Here is a 23,509-nt window from a genome sequence, read left to right as displayed (position 1 = left end):
CCGAAGCTCAGTCTCGTCGCTCTATTCTGTGCAATCGATACTAGCACAGTGAATTCAAAAATTGCATACAAAAATGATATGCACTATATTGGCCTGCACGCACCGACAATCCACCCCGGACAATCCGGTCCCGACAAGTGGATGGCGTGGATTCCGCCTCAACAGGGGGGCTTTCCGCGCGGTGCCAGGCCCGCAGTCAGCCTGGCGCCCGATGCCGCCAGACCGGCCGCCACGCACGCATCGCCAGACATGTGACGGCTGGGCAATCCTGAACCAGATCAGGGCCGGCCGATGACGCCTCAGGCGCCACGGACCAGCCCGGCACGGAGACAAACGATGCAGCATGCCGTACCCCCGCAGCGCGCCGACGGCGCCCGCCCGCAAACCCGCCTCACCCGTTTCACCCGCTCGCTGTTCGGCCAGGTACTGATCGCCCTGGCGCTCGGCACCCTGCTCGGCCTTGCCTTTCCCGAATTCGCCGCCAAGCTCAAGCCGCTGGGCGACGGCTTCATCAAGCTGATCAAGATGCTGATCGGCCCCGTGGTGTTCTGCGTGGTCGTGGCCGGCATCTGCGGGGCCGGCGAACTCAAGAAGGTGGGCCGCGTGGGCATCAAGGCGGTGCTCTACTTCGAACTGGTGACCACCATCGCGCTGGCGCTGGGCATCGTGCTGGCCTATGTCTTCCAGCCCGGCGTGGGGATGAATGTCGACCCGCGCTCGCTCGACCCGTCCGCGATGGCCGCCTACGTGGAGTCCGCCGACAAGGTGAAGAGCGCCGGGACGGTGGATTTCCTGATGAAGCTGATCCCGAACACCATCCTGGGCGCCTTCACCAGCGGCGACGTGCTGCAGGTGCTGCTGGTGTCGGTGCTGTTCGGCTGCGCGCTGTCGGTGGTGGGCGAGCCTGCCCGTCCGCTGGTGCGCCTGATCGACAACTTTTCGGCCACGCTGTTCAAGATGATGGGCTTCATCATCAAGCTGGCGCCGCTGGGCGTGCTGGGCGCGGTGGCGTTCACGGTGGGCAAGTACGGCATCGGCTCGCTCAAGCAGCTCGGCTTCCTGGTGATCCTGTTCTATGGCGCGGTGATCGTCTTCGTGATGGTGGTGCTGGGCACGGTCATGCGGCTGTGCGGCTTCTCGGTGCTGAAGCTGATCCGCTACCTGCGCGCCGAATTGCTCGTGGTGCTCGGCACGGCCTCGTCTGACAGCGTGCTGCCGCAGGTGATGAAGAAACTGGAGTTCATGGGCATCCGCAAGTCGGTGGTCGGGCTGGTGATTCCCACCGGCTACTCGTTCAACCTCGACGCGTTCTCGATCTACCTGACGCTGGCCGCCGTGTTCATCGCCCAGGCCACCAACACGCCACTGGCGATGGGCGACCTGCTCGGCATCCTGGCCGTGGCGCTGATCACCTCGAAGGGCGCGCACGGCATTCCGGGCTCGGCCATCGTGATCCTGGCGGCCACGCTGTCGGCGCACCCGGCAATTCCGGCCATCGGCCTGGTGCTGGTGCTGTCGGTGGACTGGTTCATCGGCATTGCCCGCGCGGTAGGCAACCTGATCGGCAACTGCGTGGCTACGGTGGTGGTGGCGTCGTGGGAGCGCGATATCGACCGCGAGCGCGCCCATGGCGTGCTCAACGGCACGATTCCCCCGGGCGAGCTGGACGAGGGGCTGTCGGCCTCGCTGGAAGGCGCCGAGGCGTCGGCTGTGCCGGCGCCGCTGCCCGGCGCGGTGCCGGGGCGCTAGAATCACGCCATTCCAGTCACCCGCGCAGGTCTGGCAAGCCACGCGCGCACAACATGCCCGAGCACATCGATCCTGACATGACCGCCGAGGCGATCGCCGACGACATCGTCGCCGCCATCGTCTCGCACCGGCTGCCGCCCGGCACCAAGCTGCGCGAGGAGGCGCTGGCCAGCGTCTACCGCGTCAGCCGCACCAAGGTGCGCGCGGCGCTGCTGATGCTGTCGAAGGACAAGGTCATCCAGATCGTGCCGGACAAGGGCGCGTTCGTGGCCAAGCCCAGCGCCGAAGAGGCGCGCGAGGTGTTTGCCGTGCGCCGCATCCTGGAGGCCGCGCTGGCCCGCGAGTTCGTGGCGCGCGCCACGGCAGCCGACTACAAGCGGATCGAAAAGCACCTCGCGTCCGAGCGCAAGTCACTGGCCGGCACCGACGCCCAGACCCGCACGCGGCTGCTCGGCGATTTCCACATCGTGCTGGCCGAGGTGGCCGGCAACAACGTGCTGACGGAAATCATGCGCGAGCTGTCGATGCGCAGCGCGGTGATCACCATGCTGTACCAGAGCCGGCGCGATGCCACGTGCTCGTCGGACGAGCATCGCGCGTTCATCGACGCCGCCCGGGCCGGCGATGCCGACCGCGCCGTGCAACTGATGGTGGAACACCTGAACCACGTAGAAAGCGCGCTGCACTTCGAGGAAGTCCCGGCGGCGGCGCGTGCCAAGGACCTGGTGGCGGCGCTGCTGGCCTGAAGCTGCGGCGAGGTTGATCGGCCGCTTGATCGGCGCTTGATCGACATCAAGGACGGAACCGGCGGGAAGGCGCATCATTCCTCTCGCCATGGAGTTGCGGGGGCGCACTTCATGAGCTCTCCCCGTCCTTCGCAAGAAGGGCTGCCCGCAGACCGCAATGGCTGCGGGCTTTTTCATTCCGGGCGCCGGTTTCGTGCCGGCGCCCTCCCCCCTTCCTTCCGCGCCTTCCTTCCGCGCCCGATTCGTTCAGCTTCTTCCCGTCCAGTACCCCGGCTTTGCAAAGGCCTGCTTGAGGTGTTCGATGAAGAAGCGGATCTTTGCCGGCACCGGGCGCTGCTGCGGGTACACGGCCAGGATGTCGTAGTCGGGCAAGGCGTATTCGTCGAGCACCGTGATCAGTTCGCCGCTGTCGAGCTGGGGCAGGATTTCCCACGTGGAGCGCCAGCCCAGGCCCAGGCTCTCGCCGGTCCAGCGGTGCAGCAGTTCGCCATCGTTGCAGTCGAGATTGCCGTTCACGCGCACCGTCACGGTCTTGCCGTTCTGCTGGAAGTACCAGCCGCGCTGCTGGCCGCCCTGCAGATTGAACGCCAGGCAGTTGTGCTTTTCGAGATCTTCGAGCGTGTGCGGCACGCCGTACTTCGCAAAATAGGCCGGCGTGCCGCACACCACCCGCTTGTTCACGGCCAGCTTGATCGCCACGAAATTGGGATCGATGGCGCCGCCGATGCGGATGCCGACGTCATAGCCCTCGCGCACGAGGTCCACCACGCGGTCGGTCAGGTTGAACGAGACCTGCACGTCGGGGTTGGCGGCCAGAAACGCCGGCGCGTGGGGCGCCACGTGCTTGCGGCCGAACGCGGCGGGCGCCGACACGATCAGGTGTCCGGTGGCCTTGTGCTTGCCCTCGGCGATCAGCATCTCGGCGCGATCGAGGTCAGAGAGCGCCTTCTTGCACTGCTCCATGAACGCCGCGCCCTGCTCGGTCACGACGATGCGCCGCGTGGAGCGGTGCAGCAGCTTGACCCCGATGCGCGATTCCAGCGCGTTGATGCGGCGGCCGATCATCACCGGCGTGACGTTCTGCGTCAGCGCCGCCGCCGCCATGCTGCCGTGTTCGACCACGGCGATGAATGCTTCGATCTGTTTGAGTTTGTCCATTCTGCCCGGCCAAGCCAGTTGTCTCCTGCCCGGATTGTGGGGCATGACAGGCTTGCCGCCCATCCCCGCGTGCCGATGGACGATATCCGCGGCACGCTATGGCCCACGGTCACGGCTGGCGCGGACGGGGCAGCGCCTCGCTGATTTCCGCGGCCTCGCCCAGCACATGGGCCAGCCGGCGCAACGGCGTGCTGCACTGCAACTGGGCGAACAGCGCGAACGCCGCCCCCACCACGAGCACCACGCCGTAGACCGCCGCCAGCGCCGGGCCATGGCCGGGCGCCATCACGGCGACGCCATCGGCCAGCACCACGGCCGCCGGTGCCAGCGCCAGGATCAGCGCTACGGTGCGGGCGCCGCCTTCCCAGAGGCGCGCGTGCAGTGCCACGCGGCGCTGCCTCGCGCGCAGTTGCAGGGCCGGAATCCGGCCCAACCGCAGCAAGAGCGCGTTTTCGACGTCGCTCTGGGTATCGATTCGACGCGACAGCCAGCGCAGCGGATGCCGCAGTGCATCACGGCCGCCCAGCAGCCTGACGCCCCAAGCCGCCACGTAGAAGGCGCCGCTCAGCGCCAGCAACCCGTGGAAAGCCTGCGGCAACCATGGCGCGGGTGGCTTCAGAAGCACCTGATGGAACCAGACCAGCGCCCCGCCTGCAACCAGCGACGGCACCAGCGCCAGGACGAACCCCGCCCACAGGACCGTGCCGAGCCAGCCGTCTGGCCGCTTCGGGGCGGGCGCCGTCTGCAGGGCTTCGATCAGTTCATAGGTGCTCGGCAGCCGCGTGTACATGGCAAGGCAGGGGTGATTCCGAAACCGCTATTCTGGCCCGCCCCCGTTGCGGGCGATACCCCGAAAACGTACCGGATCGCAGGTTTTCCGCGCGTACCGGGGTCTTGCCTTCCGAGCCACGCGGCGTAGCCGGAGTTTCCAATACGCCGCATCCCCGCCGGCCATGCTGCGCAATTCGATACCCGGGGTATCGAATCAAGTGATCGTCCTTCCGTTTATCCCGCCCCCCACCCGGGCATAGCATCAACGCCAGAACGACATTCACCCATGTTTTTGAGCGTATTGGAGACAGACATGCCGAAGATGAGAGCAGTCGACGCGGCCGTTGCCGTGCTGGAAAAGGAAGGCATCACCACCGCGTTCGGCGTGCCCGGCGCCGCGATCAACCCGTTCTACTCGGCCATGCGCCGCGCCGGCACGATCAAGCATCTGCTGGCCCGCCACGTGGAAGGCGCCTCGCACATGGCCGAGGGCTACACCCGCGCCGAGCCGGGCAACATCGGCCTGTGCGTGGGCACTTCAGGCCCGGCCGGCACCGACATGATCACCGGCCTGTACTCGGCCTGGGCGGACTCGATTCCCATCCTCTGCATCACCGGCCAGGCGCCGCGCGCCCGGCTCTACAAGGAAGATTTCCAGGCCGTCGATATCGAATCGATCGCCAAGCCCGTGACCAAGTGGGCCGTCACCGTGCGCGAGCCGGCGCTGGTGCCGCAGGTGTTCCAGCAGGCGTTCCACCTGATGCGCTCGGGCCGCCCCGGTCCGGTGCTGATCGACCTGCCGTTCGACGTGCAGGTGGCCGAGATCGAGTTCGACATCGACGCCTACGAGCCGATGCAGCCGTACAAGCCGGCCGCCACGCGCACCCAGATCGAAAAGGCGATCTCGATGCTGAACCAGGCCGAGCGTCCGCTGATCGTCTGCGGCGGCGGCGTGATCAACGCCAATGCCAACGAGCTGCTGGTGGAGTTTGCCGAACTGGTCAACGTGCCCGTGGTGCCCACGCTGATGGGCTGGGGCGTGCTGGCCGACGACCACCCGCTGCAAGCCGGCATGGTGGGGCTGCAGACCTCGCACCGCTATGGCAATGCCACGCTGCTGGCGTCGGACTTCGTGATGGGTATCGGCAACCGCTGGGCCAATCGCCACACGGGCAGCATCGACGTCTACACCAAGGGCCGCAAGTTCGTGCACGTGGATATCGAGCCCACGCAGATCGGCCGCGTGTTCGGTCCGGATCTTGGCATCGTGTCCGATGCGAAGGCCGCCCTGGAACTGTTCGTGGAAGTGGCGCGCGAGATGAAGATGGCTGGCCGCCTGCCGTGCCGCAAGAGCTGGGTGGCGGACGTGCAGAAGCGCCGCCGCACCATGCAGCGCAAGAGCGATTTCGACAACGTGCCGGTCAAGCCGCAGCGCGTGTACCGCGAGATGAACCAGTACTTCCCGCGCGACGTGCGCTACGTGACCACCATCGGCCTGTCGCAGATCGCCGCCGCGCAGTTCCTGTCCGTGAACCAGCCGCGCCACTGGATCAACTGCGGGCAGGCCGGCCCGCTGGGCTGGACGATCCCCGCCGCCATCGGCGTGAAGACCGCCTCGCCGAACTCCGACGTGGTGGCCATCTCGGGCGACTACGACTTCCAGTTCATGATCGAGGAACTGGCCGTGGCCGCGCAGTTCAAGGTGCCCTACATCCACGTGGTGGTGAACAACTCGTACCTGGGCCTGATCCGCCAGGCGCAGCGCAACTTCGAGATGGACTACTGCGTGCAGCTGGCCTTCGACAACATCAACGCCCCCGAGCTGGAAGGCTACGGCGTGGACCACGTGAAGGTGGTGGAAGGGCTGGGCTGCAAGGCGATCCGCGTGTTCAAGCCCGAGGACATCGCGCCGGCCTTTGCCGAGGCGCGCGACCTGATGGCCGAGCACTCGGTGCCGGTGGTGGTCGAGGTGATCCTGGAGCGCGTGACCAACATCGCGATGGGCACCGAGATCGACAACATCAACGAGTTCGAGCCGATCGAGGACATCGAGGACGCCGACGAGGCCATCCTCGTGGAAGAGACCGCCACGGCCTGAGTCTCGCCAGCGTCTCCGGCATCGTAGTTCTACTAGTTTCACGTTTCCCGCAGCAGCAAGCCGCCCTGCCCTGGCCCTGGGGCAGGTGCGGCGCTTTTTCCCCGACACCGAGAGAGACATCACAATGCCAAAGCTCGCAGCCAACCTGACGATGCTGTTCAATGAAGTGGGCTTCCTCGACCGCTTCGAGGCCGCCGCGCGCGCGGGCTTCCGCGGCGTGGAGTTCCTGTTTCCCTACGCGTTCCATGCCGACCAGATCGCCGACCGGCTGAACCGCTTCCAGCTCGACCTCGTGCTGCACAACCTGCCCGCCGGCAAGTGGGAAGCGGGCGAGCGCGGCATTGCCTGCCATCCGGACCGCGTGGGCGAGTTCCAGGACGGCGTGGGCGAGGCCATCAAGTACGCCAAGGTGCTGGGCGTGCGGCAACTGAACTGCCTGGTGGGCATCGTGCCGCCGAACGTGAAGCGCGAGCAGGCCGGCGAGACGCTGGTGGAGAACCTGCGTTTCGCCGCCAGCGCGCTGCAGAAGGAGCAGATCGACCTGCTGGTCGAGCCGATCAACACGTTCGACATCCCCGGCTTCTTCCTGTCGCGCACCCAGCAGGCGGTGGACCTGATCAGCCAGGTCAACGCGCCCAACCTCTACGTGCAGTACGACATCTATCACATGCAACGCATGGAGGGCGAGATCGCCAACACGATCCGCGCCAACCTGCCGAAGATCCGCCACGTGCAACTGGCCGACAACCCGGGCCGCAACGAACCCGGCACCGGCGAGCTGAACTATCCGTACCTGTTCCGCTTCCTCGACGAGATCGGCTACGCCGGCTGGATCGGCTGCGAGTACAAGCCGAAGACGACCACCGAGGAAGGGCTGGGGTGGCGCAAGGCGATGGGGGTTTAAGCACCTCACCGCCTGTTTTTGCTCCCCTCGCCCGCAAAGCGGGAGAGGGAAGAACACCGTACCGAATTCATCTACACCACCCTGGAGACAACAATGGCAAACCAGAAAAACATCGGCTTTATCGGACTCGGCATCATGGGCGCGCCGATGGCGGGCCATCTTCGCGCGGCTGGCCACACGCTGTTCGTGCATGACGTGAACCCGGCGCCTCAGTTCCTGGTGGATGCCGGCGTCACGGTCTGCACCAGCGCCGAGGAAGTGGCCAAGCGTGCCGACATCGTGGTCATCATGGTGCCGGACACCCCGCACGTGGAAGCCGTGCTGTTCGCCGAGAAGGGCGTGGCCGCCGCGTTCAAGGCCGCCGGCAAGGAAGCCACCTACGGCAAGATCGTGGTGGACATGAGCTCGATTTCGCCGATCGCCACCAAGGACTTTGCCGCCCGCATCAACAAGCTGGGCGCCTCGTACCTGGACGCACCGGTCTCGGGCGGCGAAGTGGGCGCCAAGGCCGCCTCGCTGACGATCATGGTCGGCGGCCCGTCCGAAGCGTTCGATCAGGTCAAGCCGCTGTTCGAACTGATGGGCAAGAACATCACGCTCGTGGGCGGCAACGGCGACGGCCAGACCACCAAGGTGGCCAACCAGATCATCGTGGCGCTGAACATCCAGGCCGTGTCCGAGGCGCTGCTGTTCGCGTCGAAGGCCGGCGCCGATCCGGCCAAGGTGCGCCAGGCGCTGATGGGCGGCTTCGCGGCATCGCGGATTCTTGAAGTGCACGGCGAGCGCATGGTCAAGCGCACCTTCGATCCGGGCTTCCGCATCGAACTGCACCAGAAGGATCTGAACCTGGCCCTGCAAGGCGCCAAGGCGCTGGGCGTGGCGCTGCCGAACACGGCCACGGCGCAGGAACTGTTCAACACCTGCGCGGCGAACGGCTTTGGCAAGCAAGATCACTCGGCGCTGTGCCGGGCGATCGAGATCATGTCGAACCACGAGATCGCCAAGGGCGCGAAGTAACTACCCCTGCGCCATTGCAGTCGTCTCAATCTTGAGACGGCTGCATCGAACTACCGAAGATTCCTCAGGACTTGCATGTTCGCCACCGACGCGCCCGACGCCAAAGCCGCGCTGCTCACGCCGCAGCGCTCCCCCGACTACCGCAACCCCGACCAGGCCCGCGCGTTGCTGCGCGACCTGTTCGATACGGCCGTGGCCGCCGTCAGTGCCAGCCACTGCCTGCCGCCGCATCTGCCGCAGCCGCCGAAGGGCCGCACCGTAGTGATTGGCGCGGGCAAGGCCGCCGCCGCGATGGCGCGGGCCGTGGAGTCGCACTGGCAGGGCGAACTGTCGGGGCTGGTGGTCACGCGCTACGGCCACGGCGCGCCGTGCCGCCGGATCGAAGTGGTCGAGGCCGCCCACCCCGTACCCGATGCAGCGGGCCAGCAGGCCGCGCAGCGGATGGTGGAACTGGTACAGGGCCTGACCACCGATGACCTCGTACTTTGCTTAATTTCTGGCGGCGGTTCCGCGCTGCTTGCCGCGCCGGCACCGGGCCTGACGCTGGCCGACAAGCAGGCCGTGAACAAGGCGCTGTTGCGCAGCGGCGCGAGCATCGGCGAGATGAACTGCGTGCGCAAGCACCTCTCGGCGCTCAAGGGCGGCCGGCTGGCGCTGGCGTGCGCCCCGGCGCGCGTCGAGACGCTGCTGATTTCCGATATTCCCGGCGATGACCCGACGCTGATCGCCAGCGGCCCCACGCTGCCCGACGCCACCACATGCGCCGACGCGCTGGCCGTGATCGCCAAGTACGGCATCGACGTGCCGGCCAATGTCCGGGCCCACCTCGAAAACGGCATCGGAGAAACGCCAAAACCGGGCGATGCGCGTTTTGCCGGCCACCGCAGTGTCACGCTGGCCAGCGCCCAGCAATCGCTCGAAGCCGCCGCCGCGCGGGCACGCGAACTGGGCCTGACGCCGCACATTCTCTCTGACAGCATCGAGGGCGAGGCGCGCGATGTGGCCGAGGTGCATGCCGCCATCGCCCGCCAGGTTGCCACGCACGGCCAGCCGTTCCAGAAGCCGTGCGTGATCCTGTCCGGCGGCGAGACCACCGTCACCGTGCGCGGCGATGGCCGGGGCGGGCGCAACGCCGAATTCCTGCTGGCGCTGGCCGTGGCGCTCGACGGACTGCCCGGGGTGCACGCCATCGCGGGCGATACCGACGGCATCGACGGCTCCGAGGACAACGCCGGCGCGCTGCTGGCGCCCGACACGCTGACGCGCGCCGCGGCGCATGGCGTGGCGGCGCGGGCACACCTCGACAACAACGATGGCTACGGGTTCTTCGCCGCGCTGGACGACCTGATCGTCACCGGCCCGACCCGCACCAACGTCAACGATTTCCGCGCGATCCTGATCGTCTGATCCGGGCGCCACCGAACGCAACGCAAGAGGATGGAGAAGGAGACACAATGAGACGCCAGCGTAAAGCCAAGATCCTGGCCACCCTGGGCCCGGCCAGTTCCGACATCGCCGTGATCCGCCAGTTGTTCGACGCCGGGGCCGACGTGTTCCGGCTGAACTTCAGCCACGGCACCCACGACGACCACCGCGCCCGCTACGACGCGGTGCGCCAGGTGGAGGCCGAGACCGGCCGCCCCATCGCCATCCTGGCCGACCTGCAGGGCCCGAAGCTGCGCATCGGCACGTTTGCGGCCGGCAAGGTGGCTGTGCGCGCGGGCGACCCGTTCGTGCTCGACAGCGACCCCACCCCCGGTGACGCCACGCGCGTGTACCTGCCCCACCCCGAACTGTTCAAGGCGGCCAGCGCCGGGCAGTCGCTGCTGATCGACGACGGCAAGGTGCGGCTGAACATCGAGAACGTGGCCAGCGGCAGCATCACCACGCGCGTGGCCAACAACGGCACGCTGTCCGACCGCAAGGGCGTAAACGTGCCCGATGCCGTGATCCCGATCCCGGCGCTGACCGAAAAGGACCGGCGCGACCTGGACTTCGCACTCGAACTCGGCGCCGACTGGATCGCCCTGTCGTTCGTGCAGCGGCCGTCCGACATCGTGGAAGCGCGCGAGATCATCGGCACCCGCGCGGGCGTGCTGTCCAAGATCGAGAAGCCGGCCGCGCTGCAGCAACTGGAAGAAATCGTGCGCGTCTCTGACGCCGTGATGGTGGCGCGGGGCGATCTCGGCGTGGAACTGCCGCCCGAGCGCGTGCCCGGCGTGCAGAAGCGCATCCTGCGTGTCAGCCGCCAACTGGGCAAGCCCGTCGTCATCGCCACGCAGATGCTGGAATCGATGATCGACTCGCCGGTGCCGACGCGCGCCGAAGCGTCGGACGTGGCCAGCGCCATCTACGACGGCGCCGATGCGGTGATGCTGTCGGCCGAATCCGCCAACGGCCGCCATCCGGTGCCGGCCGTGGCGATGATGGACCGCATCATCGCCGAGGTGGAACGCGACCCGCTCTATCTCAAACTGATCGACGCCCAGCACGAGGCGCCGCTGAACACGCGCCAGGACGCCATCTGCGCCGCGCTGCGCGAGGTGACCCACATCATCGGCGCCAGGGCCACGGTCACGTACACGTCGTCGGGCGCCACGGCGCTGCGCGCGGCGCGGGAGCGTCCCGACGCGCCCATCGTCAGCATCACGCCAAACCTCGATATCGCGCGGCGGCTGGCCATTGCCTGGGGCGTCCACTCGACGGTCAGTCCCGACGTGCAGAGCGTGGACGAAATGGTGCAGGCCGCCGCCCGCGCCGCGCTGGTGGAAGGGTATGCCTCGCCGGGCGACCAGATCACCATCGCAGCCGGCATGCCGTTCGGCCAGGGCGGCACGACCAACCTGCTGCGCGTGGCGGAAGTGGGGGCCGAGGTGGCGGGGGTGGAACTCGGGCGGGTGCCGGCTGCTGAGACGGTGTAATTTCCCGTCAGACACCATTGCTATACTCCATCGGCATGGCAATCCCGCCGATGGAGCCCCCAACATGCGTCTCGATGACGAAGCCGAAAGCCAGAATGTAGAAGACCGCCGCGGTGGCGGTTTTGGCGGAGGAGGATTTCCGCTGGGCGGCAAGTCGATCGGCATCGGCACGGTGGTCATCGCGCTGGCGGCGTCCTATTTCTTCGGCATCGATCCGATGCTGATCCTGCAGGGCGCGTCGAACCTGCAGCCGCAGCAGACGCCCCAGCCACAGGCGCAGCGCGCGCCGGCCACCGACCAGCTGACCGTGTTCACGCGCAAGGTGCTCGGCAACACCGAGCGCACGTGGGACCACATCTTCCAGACCGACCTGAACCGCCGCTACGCCGCGCCCACGCTGGTGCTGTTCTCGGGCGCCACGCCCACCGCGTGCGGCACCGGACAATCGGCCATGGGCCCGTTCTACTGCCCGGCCGACCAGAAGGTCTATATCGACCTGGCGTTCTACAACGAACTGCGGCAGCGCTTTGGCGCCGGGGGCGACTTCGCGCAGGCGTATGTGATCGCCCATGAGGTCGGGCACCACATCCAGAACCTGCTCGGCGTCTCGGGCAAGGTCGACAGCGCCCGGCGCCGCATGGGCGAGGCGCAGGCCAACCAGCTTTCCGTGCGCATGGAGTTGCAGGCCGACTGCCTGGCGGGTGTCTGGGCCGCCACGGCGCAGAAACTCAACCAGCAACTGCTGGAGCCGGGCGATATCGAGGAAGGGCTCAAGGCGGCGGCCGCCATCGGCGACGACCGGCTGCAGAAGCAGTCGCAGGGCTATGTGGTGCCGGAGGCGTTCACGCACGGCACCAGCGATCAGCGCGTGCGCTGGCTGCGGCAGGGGCTCAGCACGGGCGATATCCGCAAGTGCGACACCTTCGCGGCCAAGCAGCTCTAGCGGTACGTGCGGGGAAAAGGCTGGGGAAGGGGAAAAATCACCTGCGCGACGGAGAGAGAAGGAGGAGGTCGGACGCGCAGGTGGGAGAGAAACTGGTGATCGGCGGCCCGCCTGGACGGGGGCCGCCGATTTTGCTGCCGGGACAGGTCAGACCTTGTAGCCGTACAGGTCGCCGTTGCGCGAGTTGTCGAGCGCCGAGCCGGAGATCTCGCCGCTGAACGTGCGCGAGCCTTCGCTGAAGCTGTCGAACTTGCCGGTGCGGGCGCCTTCACTGAACGTGTCGAATCCGCCCTGGCGGGCGCCGTCCGTGAAGGTATCGTACTTGCCGCTCTTCGCGCCTTCACTGAACACGTCGAACTTGCCGTTGCGCGCGGCATCGGCATACACATCGAACTTGCCCACCTTCTTGGTGGCGGCAGGTGCGGCAAAGGCGGTCGACGCGGCAAACGCGGCGAGCAGCAGGGCACCGCCAAGGGTACGTCTGGCGTTCATCTGGGACTCCTTCAACTGATTCACTGCTTTTTTATGGGCACAGCCGACTACTTGCCCACCCCGCTATCTATGTAGCGATGCGAGCACGGACTGAAGGTTAGTGGGTAGCAGTTCAGCGAGAAATACCGCTGCGACGAATGGTGCGTTGCAAGCCGTGAAACGACGACGCTGCGAGACGAGTGGCGGGGGGTGAAGGGCTACCGGGCGGTAGGTGGTTTGGCTTCCCGGTCCCGCAAGGCGGGAGCGGGAAGCAGACCGGCGGAGAAACAGGACGATCAGAGCGTGAACTGACCGCTCGCTTCTGGCTGAAATACGATCTCGACAATCGTCACGCGCTGGGCTGTGCCATTCGGCAGCCGGTAATCGACCGTCTTGCCCGCCCGCGCGCCGAGCAGCGCCTGACCGATGGGCGACAGCACCGACAGCTTGCCCGCCGCCAGATCGGCGTCGTCGGGGTAAGCCAGTGTCCACTCACGTGGCTCGGCGTCGCCTTCGAGCGCGCAGATCACGCGCGAATTCATCGTGATCACGTCCTTGGGAATCTGATCCGGCGTGACGATGGCGGCGCGCTCCAGCAGCGCGTCGAGCATCTCGTCGAGTTCAGCCGTGCCGGCGCGGCTGGCAATGCCCTCCAGGCGTGTCACGTCGAGTTCGGTCAGGTACAGGGTCGGGTTCTTGGTCTTGGCCATGACATTGCCTCTCGCAAAGTGCGGCACTGGCGCGGCGAGCGACGCCGGCAGCACCGTCAGGAAATCAAAGGGAAACAGACTGGGACTGCTGCGGTGGCCCGGTTCGGCACCGGACCCGGAGCGGGTCAGTCAGGCCGGGAACCGGGCGGGATCAAGCGGGGCGTTGATCCGGCGGCTGGCGGTAATGGGCTGCGCCACCATGCGCGCGCGTGCCGGTCGCGCGGGGCGAACCAGGGCATGGGCAGCATGAGACAGGTGGCGAGTCATCGTGAATGGATTGTCGGATGGAACCGTGAATCGATAGGACCCGTTGCGCCATGGCAACGGGAAGGGCCATCCTAGCACAGCAACCGGCGCGGCTTTCTCAGGGAATTCCTATGCGGCGGCGCCGTTCAGTGCCGGGGATGGCATTCGCAGGCCGCGCCTTCGGCCGCCTGCTGCAGATTCTGGAGGATGCCGCATTCGCTGGCCGGATGCGGATTCGGGTTCTCGCAGGTATGGCGCAGAGCGCGCAACTGGGTTTCCAGTGCCTCCAGCGCCAGCCGCTGGGCGTGGATCTGTTCGATCTGGCGGTCCAGCAGCGTGTCGATATCGTCGCAGGCCAGCGACGGATTGCGCTGGAAATCGCGCAGCCGGCGCACGTCGGCCAGGCTCATGCCCAGCGAGCGGCAGTGGCGCACGAAGTTGAGTTGCACGAGATGTCCGTCGCCGTAGCGGCGGTAGCCGTTGTCCTCGCGCGCCGGGGCGTCGAGCAGCCCTTCCCGTTCGTAATACCGGATGGTTTCCACGTCGCAACCGCTGTGGCGCGACAGTTCGCCGATGCGCATCGTCGTTTCTCCATCCCCGTAGTGATTACAGGGTTGTCATCAGTGTAAGCCTGCGCGGCGTCGCGTGCAAAACCCCTTGGCTGCCCCTGCGGTGGGGGGCGCCATCCTGTAGAATCGTCGCCAACGATTTACGTCTCCCGCGTCACCCGCCCCCGTGCAACCGCTTCGCCTTCTGTTGATGATCGTGCTGCTTGCCTTCCTGCCTTTCCAGGCCTGGGCGGGCATTGGCGCGTCCGGCGCCGGGCATGTCGAAACGGTGCATGCGGCCGCGGTCGCCCCGGACAACGTGGCAGTGGCCGTCGAAGCGGCAGACCTTGCCGTGCCGGCTTCGCCCGACGCTTCGTTCCCCTCCGACACCGCCGAACCGACGCCGCCGGGCGCCGACTTCGCCGAGCAACTGCTGCCGCCGCCCGCGCCGCGCATGCTGGCCTCCGGGGCGCGCAGCCCCGTGCCCCGCTATGCCATGGCGCGGCTGCCGGACCCCGACCTGCCCTTGCTGCCGCGCCCGCCGCGCGGCTGATCCCGATTCGCGCGGAGCACGCTCCGCGTCCCCACGTCGCAGGCACGCCACAAGCGTGTCCGCACGCCTGCGGCCCCGGCCGCACCTTACCTGGTCATCCCCCACATCCATGAAACGTATATTCCTGTTCCTGGCGACCAACCTCGCCGTCATGCTCGTCCTCAGCCTCACGGCCAGCCTGCTGGGCGTGAACCGCTTCCTGACCGCCAACGGGCTGAACCTTGGCATGCTGCTGGTATTCGCGGCGCTGATGGGTTTCGGCGGTTCGTTCATCTCGCTGCTGATGTCGAAGACCATCGCCAAGTGGTCCACCGGCGCGCAGGTCATCACGCATCCGAGCACCAGCACCGAGCTGTGGCTGGTGCAGACCGTGGAGAAGCTCGCCACGCGCGCCGGCCTGCCGATGCCCGAGGTGGCCATCTACGACGGCGAGCCGAATGCCTTCGCCACCGGCGCATCGAAGAAGAGTTCGCTCGTGGCGGTATCCACGGGCCTGCTGCAGTCGATGTCGCATGACGAGGTGGAAGCCGTGCTGGCCCACGAGGTCGCCCACATCGCCAACGGCGACATGGTCACGCTGACGCTGATCCAGGGCGTGGTCAACACTTTTGTCATCTTCATGGCGCGCGTGGTCGGCTACTTCGTCGACTCCTGGCTGCGCCGCAACGACGAGGAATCGAGCGGCCCCGGCATCGGCTACATGATCACCGTGGTCATCTGCGAAATCGTCTTCGGCATCCTGGCCAGCATCATCGTTGCCGCGTTCTCGCGCCACCGCGAGTACCGCGCCGACGCTGGCGCCGCCCAACTGATGGGCACCCCGTCCCCGATGGTCGCCGCACTGCGCCGCCTGGGCGGCCTGGACGCCGACGGCCTGCCGCAGAACATGCAGGCCATGGGTATCTCGGGCGGCAAGTCGTGGATGGCGCTGTTCTCCAGCCACCCGCCGATCGAATCGCGGATCGCGGCGCTGTCGGGCGCGCGGTAAAGCCCGCATTGGGTGCTCTCCCCTCCCGTTTCCCGCGTTGCGGGAGACGGGAGCAAACCGGGGGCGCCTGAACTAATTGAACACATCCTGCCGGTACCGCCCGGCCTCCACCATCCCGGCGAACCACGCCGACGCTGCCTCCGGCGTCATCCCGCCCTGCTCCACCCCGATATCGATCAGCACCTGCCGCACCGCAGGCGCCATGCGTCGTCCGTCGCCGCAGACGTAGACCGTCGCGCCCGCCTGTAACTGCGTCCAGACCTCCGCGCGCCGCTGCCACACCAGATCCTGCACATAGCGCGCCGCGCCGGGCACCACCGAGTACGCGGTGTGCACCGCCACCACACCTGCCTCTGTCCACCGCGCCACGTCATCGTAAAAAAGCCAATCGTGGTCGGGATGCCGGCAGCCGAAGTACAACTGCGCCGGCGTCACTGCCATGCCTGCGGCCCGCTGCGCCGCGCGCTCCTCCAGAAAGCCCCGGAACGGCGCGATGCCGGTGCCGGGTCCGATCAGCAGCATGGGCGCGGCGGGGTCCGAGGCAGGCGCGAACGGCGGATTCGGGGTGCGGATCGCGGCCGACACCATGGTCCCGGGCGCCAGCCCCTGCAGCCAGGTGGACGCCACACCACGGAACTGCCCGCGGCCCGACAGCGCCGGCGCCCAGACCGTTCCCACCAGCAGCGTCACGACATCGGGTGCGGCCAGCGGCGACGAGGCGATTGAATAGAAGCGCGGACGCATCGGCACCGTGCAGGCCAGCAGTTGCGGCACGGTCAGCGCAATCGCCGGGTGCGCGGTCAGCACATCGAGGATGCCGAGCCGCCGCGCCGCCACCTGGTCGGCATAGCCCTCCCCGGGCGTGTCCGAGGCGAGGCGCTCCAGCGCCTGTCGCGTGAACGGGCAACGCGTGGCCTGCGCCAGCGCGCGCAGTGTCTGGCGCGACACCACGTCCTGCAGTTCGATGAAGTGCGTCAGCAACTGGCGCAGCGGCAGCGGCTCGCCCACCGGCAGGCCACGCGCGCCGCCGGCCGGGGCCGCCAGCGTGACGATGGCCTCCGGGTCGAGACCGAGCCGCTCGCATAGTAATTCGACGAGTTCGGCGGCGTTCCGAGGCCATACCGCCACGTGGTCGCCAGCCTTGTATGTCACGCCGGGCGGCAGCTGCAGCGTGATGCTGCGCGTGGAAGTGCGCGGCGCTTCGACAGAAAAATCCCAGAGCCCGGCCGGGTCGCGCACCAGCTCCTGGTTGCCGGTCACCGTGAAAGCCTGCGTGCCGGCTGGCAGCAGCGCCGCCCGGATGTCCGCCACGCTGCGCATCTGCACATCGACGGCGATGCCGCCCGCCTGTGCGCCATCGGCCTGCAGCGCCTGCCACAGTTGCGCCAGCCAGCGCTCGGCCGCCTGGTCGAAATCGGCATTGCCATCGGCCTCGCCGCGCGGCAGCAGCGGCACCGCGCCCGCCTCGGCAAAGAAGTCGAAGACCCGGCGCGGAAATGCCTGGTAGGTGGCCCACTGCGAGTTGCCGCAGCCAAGCACGGCCAGCCGCAGGTCCGGTGCGCGATAGCCCGCCGCCGCGTGCGCGTCGAGCATCGCCTCGAAGCGGCGGCCCGAGTCCGGCGCCCGCCCGTTATAGGTGGCGGCCACCACCACGACGAGGCCCGATGCCGGCAGCGCGTCCACCACATCATCGAGATCGGCGAGCGAACTGTCGAAGCCGGCCGCCACCGCGCCGCCGTGGATCTGCTCGGCCAGTTCGCGCGCCGTGCCAAGGCTCGACGCGCACAGCACCATCATCGTTTGTCCATTTCCGCGAACCTCGGCCTGCGCGGTATCAGCCACGGCAGACACCTCCCGGCTCACGACGATCCGCTCGTGCGGCCGGCGCCGCCGCGCACGCAGCACGAGGTTGTCCGGCTTGATCGTCAACGTCTCCTTGAGCCGGAACTGATAGTCGTACGGATCGTGGAAAACGAAATTGCGCAGCATCAGCGCCAGCGCCAGCTTGGCCTCGGTCAGCGCGAACTGGCGGCCGATGCAGGCGCGCTCGCCGGTGCCGAACGGCATGTAGGCGTGCGCGGGCAGCCGTGCCTCGTTCTCGGGCAGGAAGCGGTCGATGTCGAAGCGCTCCGGATTGGCCCACACCTTCGGATCGCGGTGCAGGGCCGTCAGTACCACCGAGATGCGCCGGTCCTTGCGCAGCCGGTAGCGGCCGCCGATCACCTCGTCGGCAAACGGCGCCACCGCGAACGCCGGCGCCGTGGGCCACAGCCGTAGTGTTTCCTTCAGGATTCTGTCGAGCACCGGCATGCGGGCCAGGTCGGCGTAGGCCGGCGGTGCGTCGCCGGGCAGCACCGCGTCCACTTCGGCATAGGCCTGCGCCAGCACGCCCGGATTGCGCATCAGTTCGTAGAGCGCAAAGGTCAGCAGGCCGCTCGTGGTCTCGTGGCCGGCGATCAGGAACGTGATGACCTGGTTGCGGATATTGGCGTCATCGAGCCGCTGGTCGGTCTCGGGGTCGCGCGCCTCCAGCATCAGGTTAAGCAGGTCCATGCCCGGCGTGGGCGCGGCGCGGCGCTGGCGGATGACGTCGTCGACGAGGTCGCGCATGTAGGCGGTATCGGCGGCGAACTGCCGGTGCGCACGGCCGGCAAAGCGGTCCTGGATCGGCAGCCGCGTGAGCTTGCGCATCGCCTCTTCGAGCGCGCCGACCATCGCCACGATGAACGGGTCGAGCTGGTCGCTGGCGAAAGACGCGAAGTCGTAGCCGAAGCCCGCCAGCGCGATGGTGTCGAGCGTGAGCCGCGTCATGTCGTCGGCCACGGCAATGTCGGCGTCGGCGCCCTGGCCGTCCCACTTGTCGACCAGCCGGTTCGCCACGCGCAGCATCACGTCGAAATAGCCCTTCATCGCGCGCTGGCTGAACGCCGGCATCAGGATGCGGTGCGCGCAGCCCCAGTTCGGCTCGTCGCTGTGCGCCGTGAACAGCCCGTCGCCGGCCATGTCGCGCAGGTACGAGAGCGGCGGGCCGATGATCTTGCGAAAGCGCGCCGGGTCGCACAGGTCAGCCGCCAGCGCCACCGACGAGACGAATGGCACGCGCCGCCCCGCGAAATCGAGTTCGAAGATGCCGTCGTGATGCCGGCTGCGCGCCAGCAAGTGCTGGCCGACCTCGCCCGGCGTGATCTGGAACAGGTTGCCGACGATGGGCCAGCCCGGATCGCGGGGAATCGGTTCGAGCGAGGCGTCCGGTGCGGCGGCGGTGACGGATGACATTGGGGGCGGATGAATGTCGGGGCGGAACCCGGAAAGCCCGAGCATGCCTGCCTATCGCCGCCTTGTCCTACCCCTGTTCCGCCCGTTTGAAATATTTGTTCGATTCATACGGCGCCCTGCCGCCCCGCGCCACCGATGCGGCACACGGTCAGTCGGTCACCCTGCCGCGCAGCGCCTTGATCTGGCCGCGCTGGACCTTGGCATCGACCCGGCGTACCCGGGAAGCCCGGGTCGGCCGCGTGGCGCGCCGCACGCGCGGCGGCGTGGCCACGCTCTGCACCAGCTCGTGCAGCCGGCGCACCGCTTCCTCGCGGTTCATTTCCAGGCTGCGATGTTGCTGCGCCTTGATCACGATCACGCCGTCGCGCGTGATGCGGTGGTCGTGCAGGGCGAGCAGCCGCTCCTTGTGGTCTTCCGCCAGCGACGATGCCCGCACGTCATAGCGCAGGTGCACCGCGTTGGAGACCTTGTTGATGTTCTGCCCGCCCGCGCCCTGCGCGCGGATCGCGGTGATCTCGTACTCGTGATGGGATATGAACAGGTCGTCGGCCATGCGCCGCATCATAGCAACGGGGGCCACCGGCGGTCGAGCCGCCAGGCCTCCGGACCGCCCGGCCGCTCCGCCGCTCCCGCCGCTCGGGCCCTCAGGCGCGCCGGATCCCGGGCCGCCCCGCGCCAAGCAGGTGGAACTGGTCCACCACCGCGTTGAGCCGCGTGGCCTGGTCCTTCAGGCTTTCCGCCGCAGCGGCGCTTTCCTCCACGAGCGCGGCGTTCTGGCGCGTCATGCTGTCGATCTGCGCCACGGCCTCGCCTACCTGCCCCATGCCGGCCGCCTGCTGGTCGGTGGCACTCGAAATGCCCCGGATCAGGTCATTGACGCGCCGCGCCTTGACCACGATCTCGGCCATGCCGCCGTGCGCGGCCGCCACCTGCTGCCGGCCCTGCGCCACGCGGTTGCTGCTCTCGCCAATCAGCTCGCGGATCTGGCGCGCGGCCGTGGCCGTGCGATGGGCCAGTTGCTGCACCTCGCCCGCCACCACGGCAAACCCGCGACCGCTCTCGCCGGACCGCGCGGCCTCCACGGAAGCGTTCAGCGACAGGATATGCGTCTGCAGCGCGATGCTGTCGATCAGCCCCGTGATCTCGGCGATGCGGTCCGCCGAGGCCGAAATGCCGCCCATGGTCTCCACCACGCGGCCCACGGCGTCGCCGCCATGCACCACCGCGTCCGAGGTCTCGCCCGCCAGCGAACTGGCCTCGCCGGCCGTGTGCGCGGCGCTCTGCACGGCGGTGTGGATTTCCTGCATCGACGCCGAAGTCTGCTGCACGTCCCAGGCCTGGCGCTCGGTGCGCGCACTGAGGTCCATGCTGCCGCTGGCGATCTCCGACGCGGCATCTTCCACCGACATCGCCGCCGTGCGGACCTCGATCATGGCCGCGGCCATGCGCGTGATCGCCGCCTTCAGCGCCAGCGCCGTCGGCACGCTGACGGCCACGTGTTCCACGTCGAGGCAGATGCGCTCCCCGCCATCAACCTGCGCGACCAGCGCCGACAGTTCGGCACCCTCCACCGCCGCCCGCCGCAACTGCAGCGCCAGCACGATCTCGATGCCGGTCTGCACCACCACATACACCGCGTGCAACACCACCCGCGCGAAATCGGCCTCGGCCGTGCAGTAGAACGGATAGCTGAGCGCCTGCAATCGGTCGAACGCCACGTGGTGCACCGCGAACAGCGCCGCCGCGAACACCAGCGGCCGCCAGTCCCGGTAGACCAGCAGCAGCCCCAGCAGCACGAAGACGCCAAAGTGGAACTCCGTCAGCCCATGCGAGAGCTGGATGTGCAGCACCACCATCGCCACGTTCGCCGCCACCAGCGTGAAACCGCCGAACCGCGTGCCGCGCACCATCGCGAAGGCGACGGCACCGAGCACCACCAGCGCCCCGCCAGCCCCCAACGCCAGCGGCAGCGCGTAGTAGTGCACCCCGATCGCCACCGCCGCCGCGCCCGAGCACAGCAGCGTCAGCAGCATGACCAGATCCGCCCAGCGGGCAATGGCGCCCAGGGCAGCCTGCCTGGACGTCAGCGATGCGGAAGATCCACCGTGGTCGGCAGACCCGGCAGGTTGTGCGATGGCAAACGACATGTTTTCCCCGTTCCTTCGGAATTTCTATGGCGCCTGCTGCGACCAACTGCGCATGCGCTCGGGACGGTTAACGGGTGAAAGAGGCGGGGACTTGAGGGGTCAACGGTGCGGGGAGAGGCTTTGAGGTGACGGATTACAGCTCGGAACTTGCTCCGTACTATCGCTCGCTGTTGAACGTTCACGGGCGACACGCTGATGAAAGTGGGACAGTTGATGGAGTGCGACTTTGGAAACTATCGACCGGATGACGAGGGCCGCTTCCACGTAGACGGGCACATTCCGCCCGAGATGGTAAAGAAACGGATGGTCGTGGTCATGAATGCGAAGCTGGGCAACGGCTGTCTGGTCGTGCCCGTATCGTCCACGCGCGATGCCGGTAAGATTGACCGAGGACTTCACGTGGAGATCGACTGTTCGCTGGTTACCAGGACTGCCTTCTACGACTCCCGCCAGCGATGGGCGAAGGCTGACCTTGTGCAACAGGTCAGCAAGGACAGAGTCTCGACCATCAAGGGTTTTCACGGGAGATTCGTTCAGGACTTCCTTCCACGAGCGCTTGTCACTGACATACAGACGGCGGTGTTGAAGTCAGTCAATGGCATCGCATTGATATCGGAAAACCGGGGCAAGAAGGCGGTTTGTTGCCGAAGTGAGCAAGCCGGAAGCGGCGATGACCTCGAAAGCGTCATACAGGCTTTGCCCTGCCCGGATTGACATTGGATTAAAGAAGGTGCAGCATTCGACCCGTATGCCCAAGAGGCAAACAGCAGTAGTAGTGCGACTCTCCCCTTTGAGGGACCAGCAAAAGCCCAGCAGCCGCTGGGCTTTTGCCATTTCTGGGCGCCAATGTCATCGCCCGCGCAAATCTGTCGCGCAAGCGCGCGCCACACGCTGCCTGATGAGCGTGGCTCCAACAATCAATCTGCGGGAAAAAACGTGGCGCGCCCGGCTGGGATCGAACCAGCAACCCCTGCCTTCGGAGGGCAGTACTCTATCCATTGAGCTACGGGCGCGATGTGGCTTGCTGGCGTCGGGCTGAGGCCGACGCCGGAAAGTCGCATAGGATACCCGAGTTGGCGCGGGCCGTCCATGAGGGATGCGCCGGTGGGGGGTTATCACGGGTCTCTGAACCGTCGCTTTTGGCCCCCGGGGCGGGGTCTTGGGTCTATAATCGGCAGCTATTTGCGTCGTAACAGAGACGTAGCGGGGCAGGAGACGGCCCCGGACGCTAAGACCGACAGATTCACCCCCGAAACAGGGTCCAGACAAGCAAGCCGCCCCCAACGAGCTGTGCAAACGGTTTCCCGCAAAATCGAGAGTTCTGTATGAGTGACGTCCATCAAGAAAACGACCACCACGAGTCGCCAATCAAGACACCCAAGCAACTAGTCGCCGTCGTGATCGCCGCCTTCCTGGTGCCGATCATCGTGATCGTCCTGCTGGTGAATTTTGTCGGACACGGCACCCTCGAGGGCGCTGGCTCGACGCAGACTGCGGAAGCGGTCAACACCCGGATTGCCCCGGTTGCCTCTCTCGAAATCAAGGACCCCAACGCGCCGCGCGTCTTCAAGACCGGCGAGCAGGTCTACAAGGAAGTCTGCGCCGCCTGCCACGCCACGGGCGCCGCTGGCGCGCCGAAGTTCGGCGTGGCCGGTGACTGGACGGCACGGATCGGCCAGGGCTTCGACGGCCTGATGAAGGCCGTGGTCAACGGCAAGGGTGCGATGCCCCCGCGTGCGGGCACGTCGCCGGACGATTTCAGCGATTACGAACTGGCCCGTGCCGTGGTCTACATGGCCGACGCCGGTGGCGCCAAGTTCCCGGAACCGGCCGCCCCGGCCCAGGGCGCGCCTGCCCAGGCCGCTGCGTCGGCACCCGAGGCGGCGTCTGCCCCGGCTGCTGCGGCCCCGGCTCCGGCTGCTGCCCCTGCCCCGGCTGCCGCGGCTCCCGCCGCACCTGCTGCTGCGACGGCGGCTGCGCCGGCCGCTGCGTCCGCCGAGATTGGCAAGAAGGTCTACGATCAGGTCTGCGCCGCGTGCCACGCCGCCGGTGTTGCCGGTGCGCCGAAGTTCGGCGACAAGGCCGCCTGGGCGCCGCGCCTCAAGGAAGGCATGGACGTTGTGCACAACTATGCACTCAAGGGCAAGGGCATCATGCCGCCGAAGGGTGGCTATGCCGGCCCGGACGCCGACGTGATCGCCGCCTCGGACTACATGGCCAACGCCGCCAAGTAAGCCAGCCAGATCGGCACGACAAAAAGCCC

The 23,509-nt window shown here is 67.5% G+C and carries 20 protein-coding genes and 1 tRNA gene; 12 read left to right on the top strand and 9 right to left on the bottom strand.

Annotated features, from left to right (window positions below; genetic code table 11):
* Positions 1-336: 336 nt before the first annotated feature.
* Entirely contained in the window at positions 337-1,749 is a 1,413-nt protein-coding gene (locus tag EV147_RS23905; RefSeq protein ID WP_130393712.1) for a C4-dicarboxylate transporter DctA, read from the top strand.
* A gap of 53 nt (positions 1,750-1,802) precedes the next feature.
* Positions 1,803-2,495 carry a GntR family transcriptional regulator gene (locus EV147_RS23900; protein WP_130393711.1) on the top strand — a complete coding sequence of 231 codons (693 nt, stop codon included), beginning with the start codon at positions 1,803-1,805 and terminating at the stop codon, positions 2,493-2,495.
* Positions 2,496-2,741: 246 nt separating this feature from the next.
* On the opposite strand, the gene EV147_RS23895 is transcribed toward EV147_RS23900, so the two are convergent.
* Both EV147_RS23895 and EV147_RS23890 read right to left on the bottom strand, forming a co-directional pair.
* Positions 2,742-3,653, bottom strand: coding sequence for a LysR family transcriptional regulator (locus EV147_RS23895; RefSeq protein ID WP_130393710.1), 912 nt, complete (start codon positions 3,651-3,653; stop codon positions 2,742-2,744).
* Positions 3,654-3,762: 109 nt separating this feature from the next.
* The gene (locus tag EV147_RS23890; protein WP_130393709.1) at positions 3,763-4,443 is read right to left on the bottom strand and encodes a hypothetical protein; all 681 of its coding nucleotides are present in this window, start codon (positions 4,441-4,443) and stop codon (positions 3,763-3,765) included.
* 294 nt (positions 4,444-4,737) lie between these two features.
* Between EV147_RS23890 and gcl the strand changes: the two genes are divergently transcribed.
* The 6 genes from gcl (at position 4,738) to ypfJ (ending at position 12,307) form a co-directional block, all read left to right on the top strand.
* Complete coding sequence (gene gcl, locus EV147_RS23885) at positions 4,738-6,522, top strand: glyoxylate carboligase (protein ID WP_130393708.1); 1,785 nt, start codon at positions 4,738-4,740, stop codon at positions 6,520-6,522.
* Positions 6,523-6,646: 124 nt separating this feature from the next.
* Positions 6,647-7,426, top strand: coding sequence for a hydroxypyruvate isomerase (gene hyi / locus EV147_RS23880; protein WP_130393707.1), 780 nt, complete (start codon positions 6,647-6,649; stop codon positions 7,424-7,426).
* Positions 7,427-7,507: 81 nt separating this feature from the next.
* The gene (glxR, locus tag EV147_RS23875) at positions 7,508-8,443 is read left to right on the top strand and encodes a 2-hydroxy-3-oxopropionate reductase (RefSeq protein ID WP_268907507.1); all 936 of its coding nucleotides are present in this window, start codon (positions 7,508-7,510) and stop codon (positions 8,441-8,443) included.
* 75 nt (positions 8,444-8,518) lie between these two features.
* A complete protein-coding gene (locus tag EV147_RS23870; protein WP_130393705.1) occupies positions 8,519-9,850 on the top strand; it encodes a glycerate kinase type-2 family protein in 1,332 nt (443 codons plus the stop codon).
* 47 nt (positions 9,851-9,897) lie between these two features.
* On the top strand, positions 9,898-11,364 hold the full coding sequence (gene pyk / locus EV147_RS23865; RefSeq protein WP_130393704.1) for a pyruvate kinase: 1,467 nt from the start codon (positions 9,898-9,900) through the stop codon (positions 11,362-11,364).
* Positions 11,365-11,428: 64 nt separating this feature from the next.
* Positions 11,429-12,307 (top strand): KPN_02809 family neutral zinc metallopeptidase, encoded by an 879-nt coding sequence (ypfJ, locus tag EV147_RS23860; RefSeq protein WP_130393703.1) that lies wholly within the window; start codon positions 11,429-11,431, stop codon positions 12,305-12,307.
* 147 nt (positions 12,308-12,454) lie between these two features.
* Here the strand turns inward: ypfJ and EV147_RS23855 are convergent, their stop codons facing one another.
* From EV147_RS23855 to EV147_RS23845, 3 genes are all read right to left on the bottom strand, one after another.
* Positions 12,455-12,799: a hypothetical protein gene (locus tag EV147_RS23855; RefSeq protein ID WP_130393702.1), complete on the bottom strand. Its 345-nt coding sequence runs from the start codon at positions 12,797-12,799 to the stop codon at positions 12,455-12,457.
* 275 nt (positions 12,800-13,074) lie between these two features.
* Positions 13,075-13,488: a nucleoside diphosphate kinase regulator gene (gene rnk / locus EV147_RS23850; protein WP_130393701.1), complete on the bottom strand. Its 414-nt coding sequence runs from the start codon at positions 13,486-13,488 to the stop codon at positions 13,075-13,077.
* Between the two features lie 392 nt (positions 13,489-13,880).
* Positions 13,881-14,315: a Cd(II)/Pb(II)-responsive transcriptional regulator gene (locus tag EV147_RS23845; protein WP_130393700.1), complete on the bottom strand. Its 435-nt coding sequence runs from the start codon at positions 14,313-14,315 to the stop codon at positions 13,881-13,883.
* 178 nt (positions 14,316-14,493) lie between these two features.
* Between EV147_RS23845 and EV147_RS23840 the strand changes: the two genes are divergently transcribed.
* Entirely contained in the window at positions 14,494-14,835 is a 342-nt protein-coding gene (locus EV147_RS23840; protein WP_130393699.1) for a hypothetical protein, read from the top strand.
* 109 nt (positions 14,836-14,944) lie between these two features.
* Positions 14,945-15,823 (top strand): protease HtpX, encoded by an 879-nt coding sequence (gene htpX / locus EV147_RS23835; RefSeq protein ID WP_130393698.1) that lies wholly within the window; start codon positions 14,945-14,947, stop codon positions 15,821-15,823.
* Between the two features lie 72 nt (positions 15,824-15,895).
* Here the strand turns inward: htpX and EV147_RS23830 are convergent, their stop codons facing one another.
* The 3 genes from EV147_RS23830 to EV147_RS23820 all read right to left on the bottom strand — a co-directional run bounded on the left by EV147_RS23830 (position 15,896) and on the right by EV147_RS23820 (position 21,246).
* Positions 15,896-19,099 carry a bifunctional cytochrome P450/NADPH--P450 reductase gene (locus EV147_RS23830; RefSeq protein ID WP_130393697.1) on the bottom strand — a complete coding sequence of 1,068 codons (3,204 nt, stop codon included), beginning with the start codon at positions 19,097-19,099 and terminating at the stop codon, positions 15,896-15,898.
* A gap of 148 nt (positions 19,100-19,247) precedes the next feature.
* A complete protein-coding gene (arfB, locus tag EV147_RS23825; RefSeq protein ID WP_130393696.1) occupies positions 19,248-19,652 on the bottom strand; it encodes an alternative ribosome rescue aminoacyl-tRNA hydrolase ArfB in 405 nt (134 codons plus the stop codon).
* 91 nt (positions 19,653-19,743) lie between these two features.
* Positions 19,744-21,246, bottom strand: a complete 1,503-nt coding sequence (locus tag EV147_RS23820) for a methyl-accepting chemotaxis protein (protein ID WP_235844974.1) — start codon at positions 21,244-21,246, stop codon at positions 19,744-19,746.
* A gap of 195 nt (positions 21,247-21,441) precedes the next feature.
* Between EV147_RS23820 and EV147_RS23815 the strand changes: the two genes are divergently transcribed.
* Positions 21,442-21,960 carry a type II toxin-antitoxin system PemK/MazF family toxin gene (locus tag EV147_RS23815; protein WP_130393695.1) on the top strand — a complete coding sequence of 173 codons (519 nt, stop codon included), beginning with the start codon at positions 21,442-21,444 and terminating at the stop codon, positions 21,958-21,960.
* Positions 21,961-22,183: 223 nt separating this feature from the next.
* On the opposite strand, the gene EV147_RS23810 is transcribed toward EV147_RS23815, so the two are convergent.
* Positions 22,184-22,259: transfer RNA gene (locus EV147_RS23810), tRNA-Arg, on the bottom strand.
* A 312-nt stretch (positions 22,260-22,571) separates the two neighbouring features.
* Between EV147_RS23810 and EV147_RS23805 the strand changes: the two genes are divergently transcribed.
* Positions 22,572-23,480, top strand: coding sequence for a c-type cytochrome (locus EV147_RS23805; protein ID WP_130393694.1), 909 nt, complete (start codon positions 22,572-22,574; stop codon positions 23,478-23,480).
* The last annotated feature ends 29 nt before the right edge of the window (positions 23,481-23,509 follow it).

It is taken from the genome of Cupriavidus agavae (genome assembly GCF_004217045.1).
GTDB lineage: Bacteria > Pseudomonadota > Gammaproteobacteria > Burkholderiales > Burkholderiaceae > Cupriavidus > Cupriavidus agavae.
This window is presented reverse-complemented; position numbering and strand designations above follow the sequence as displayed.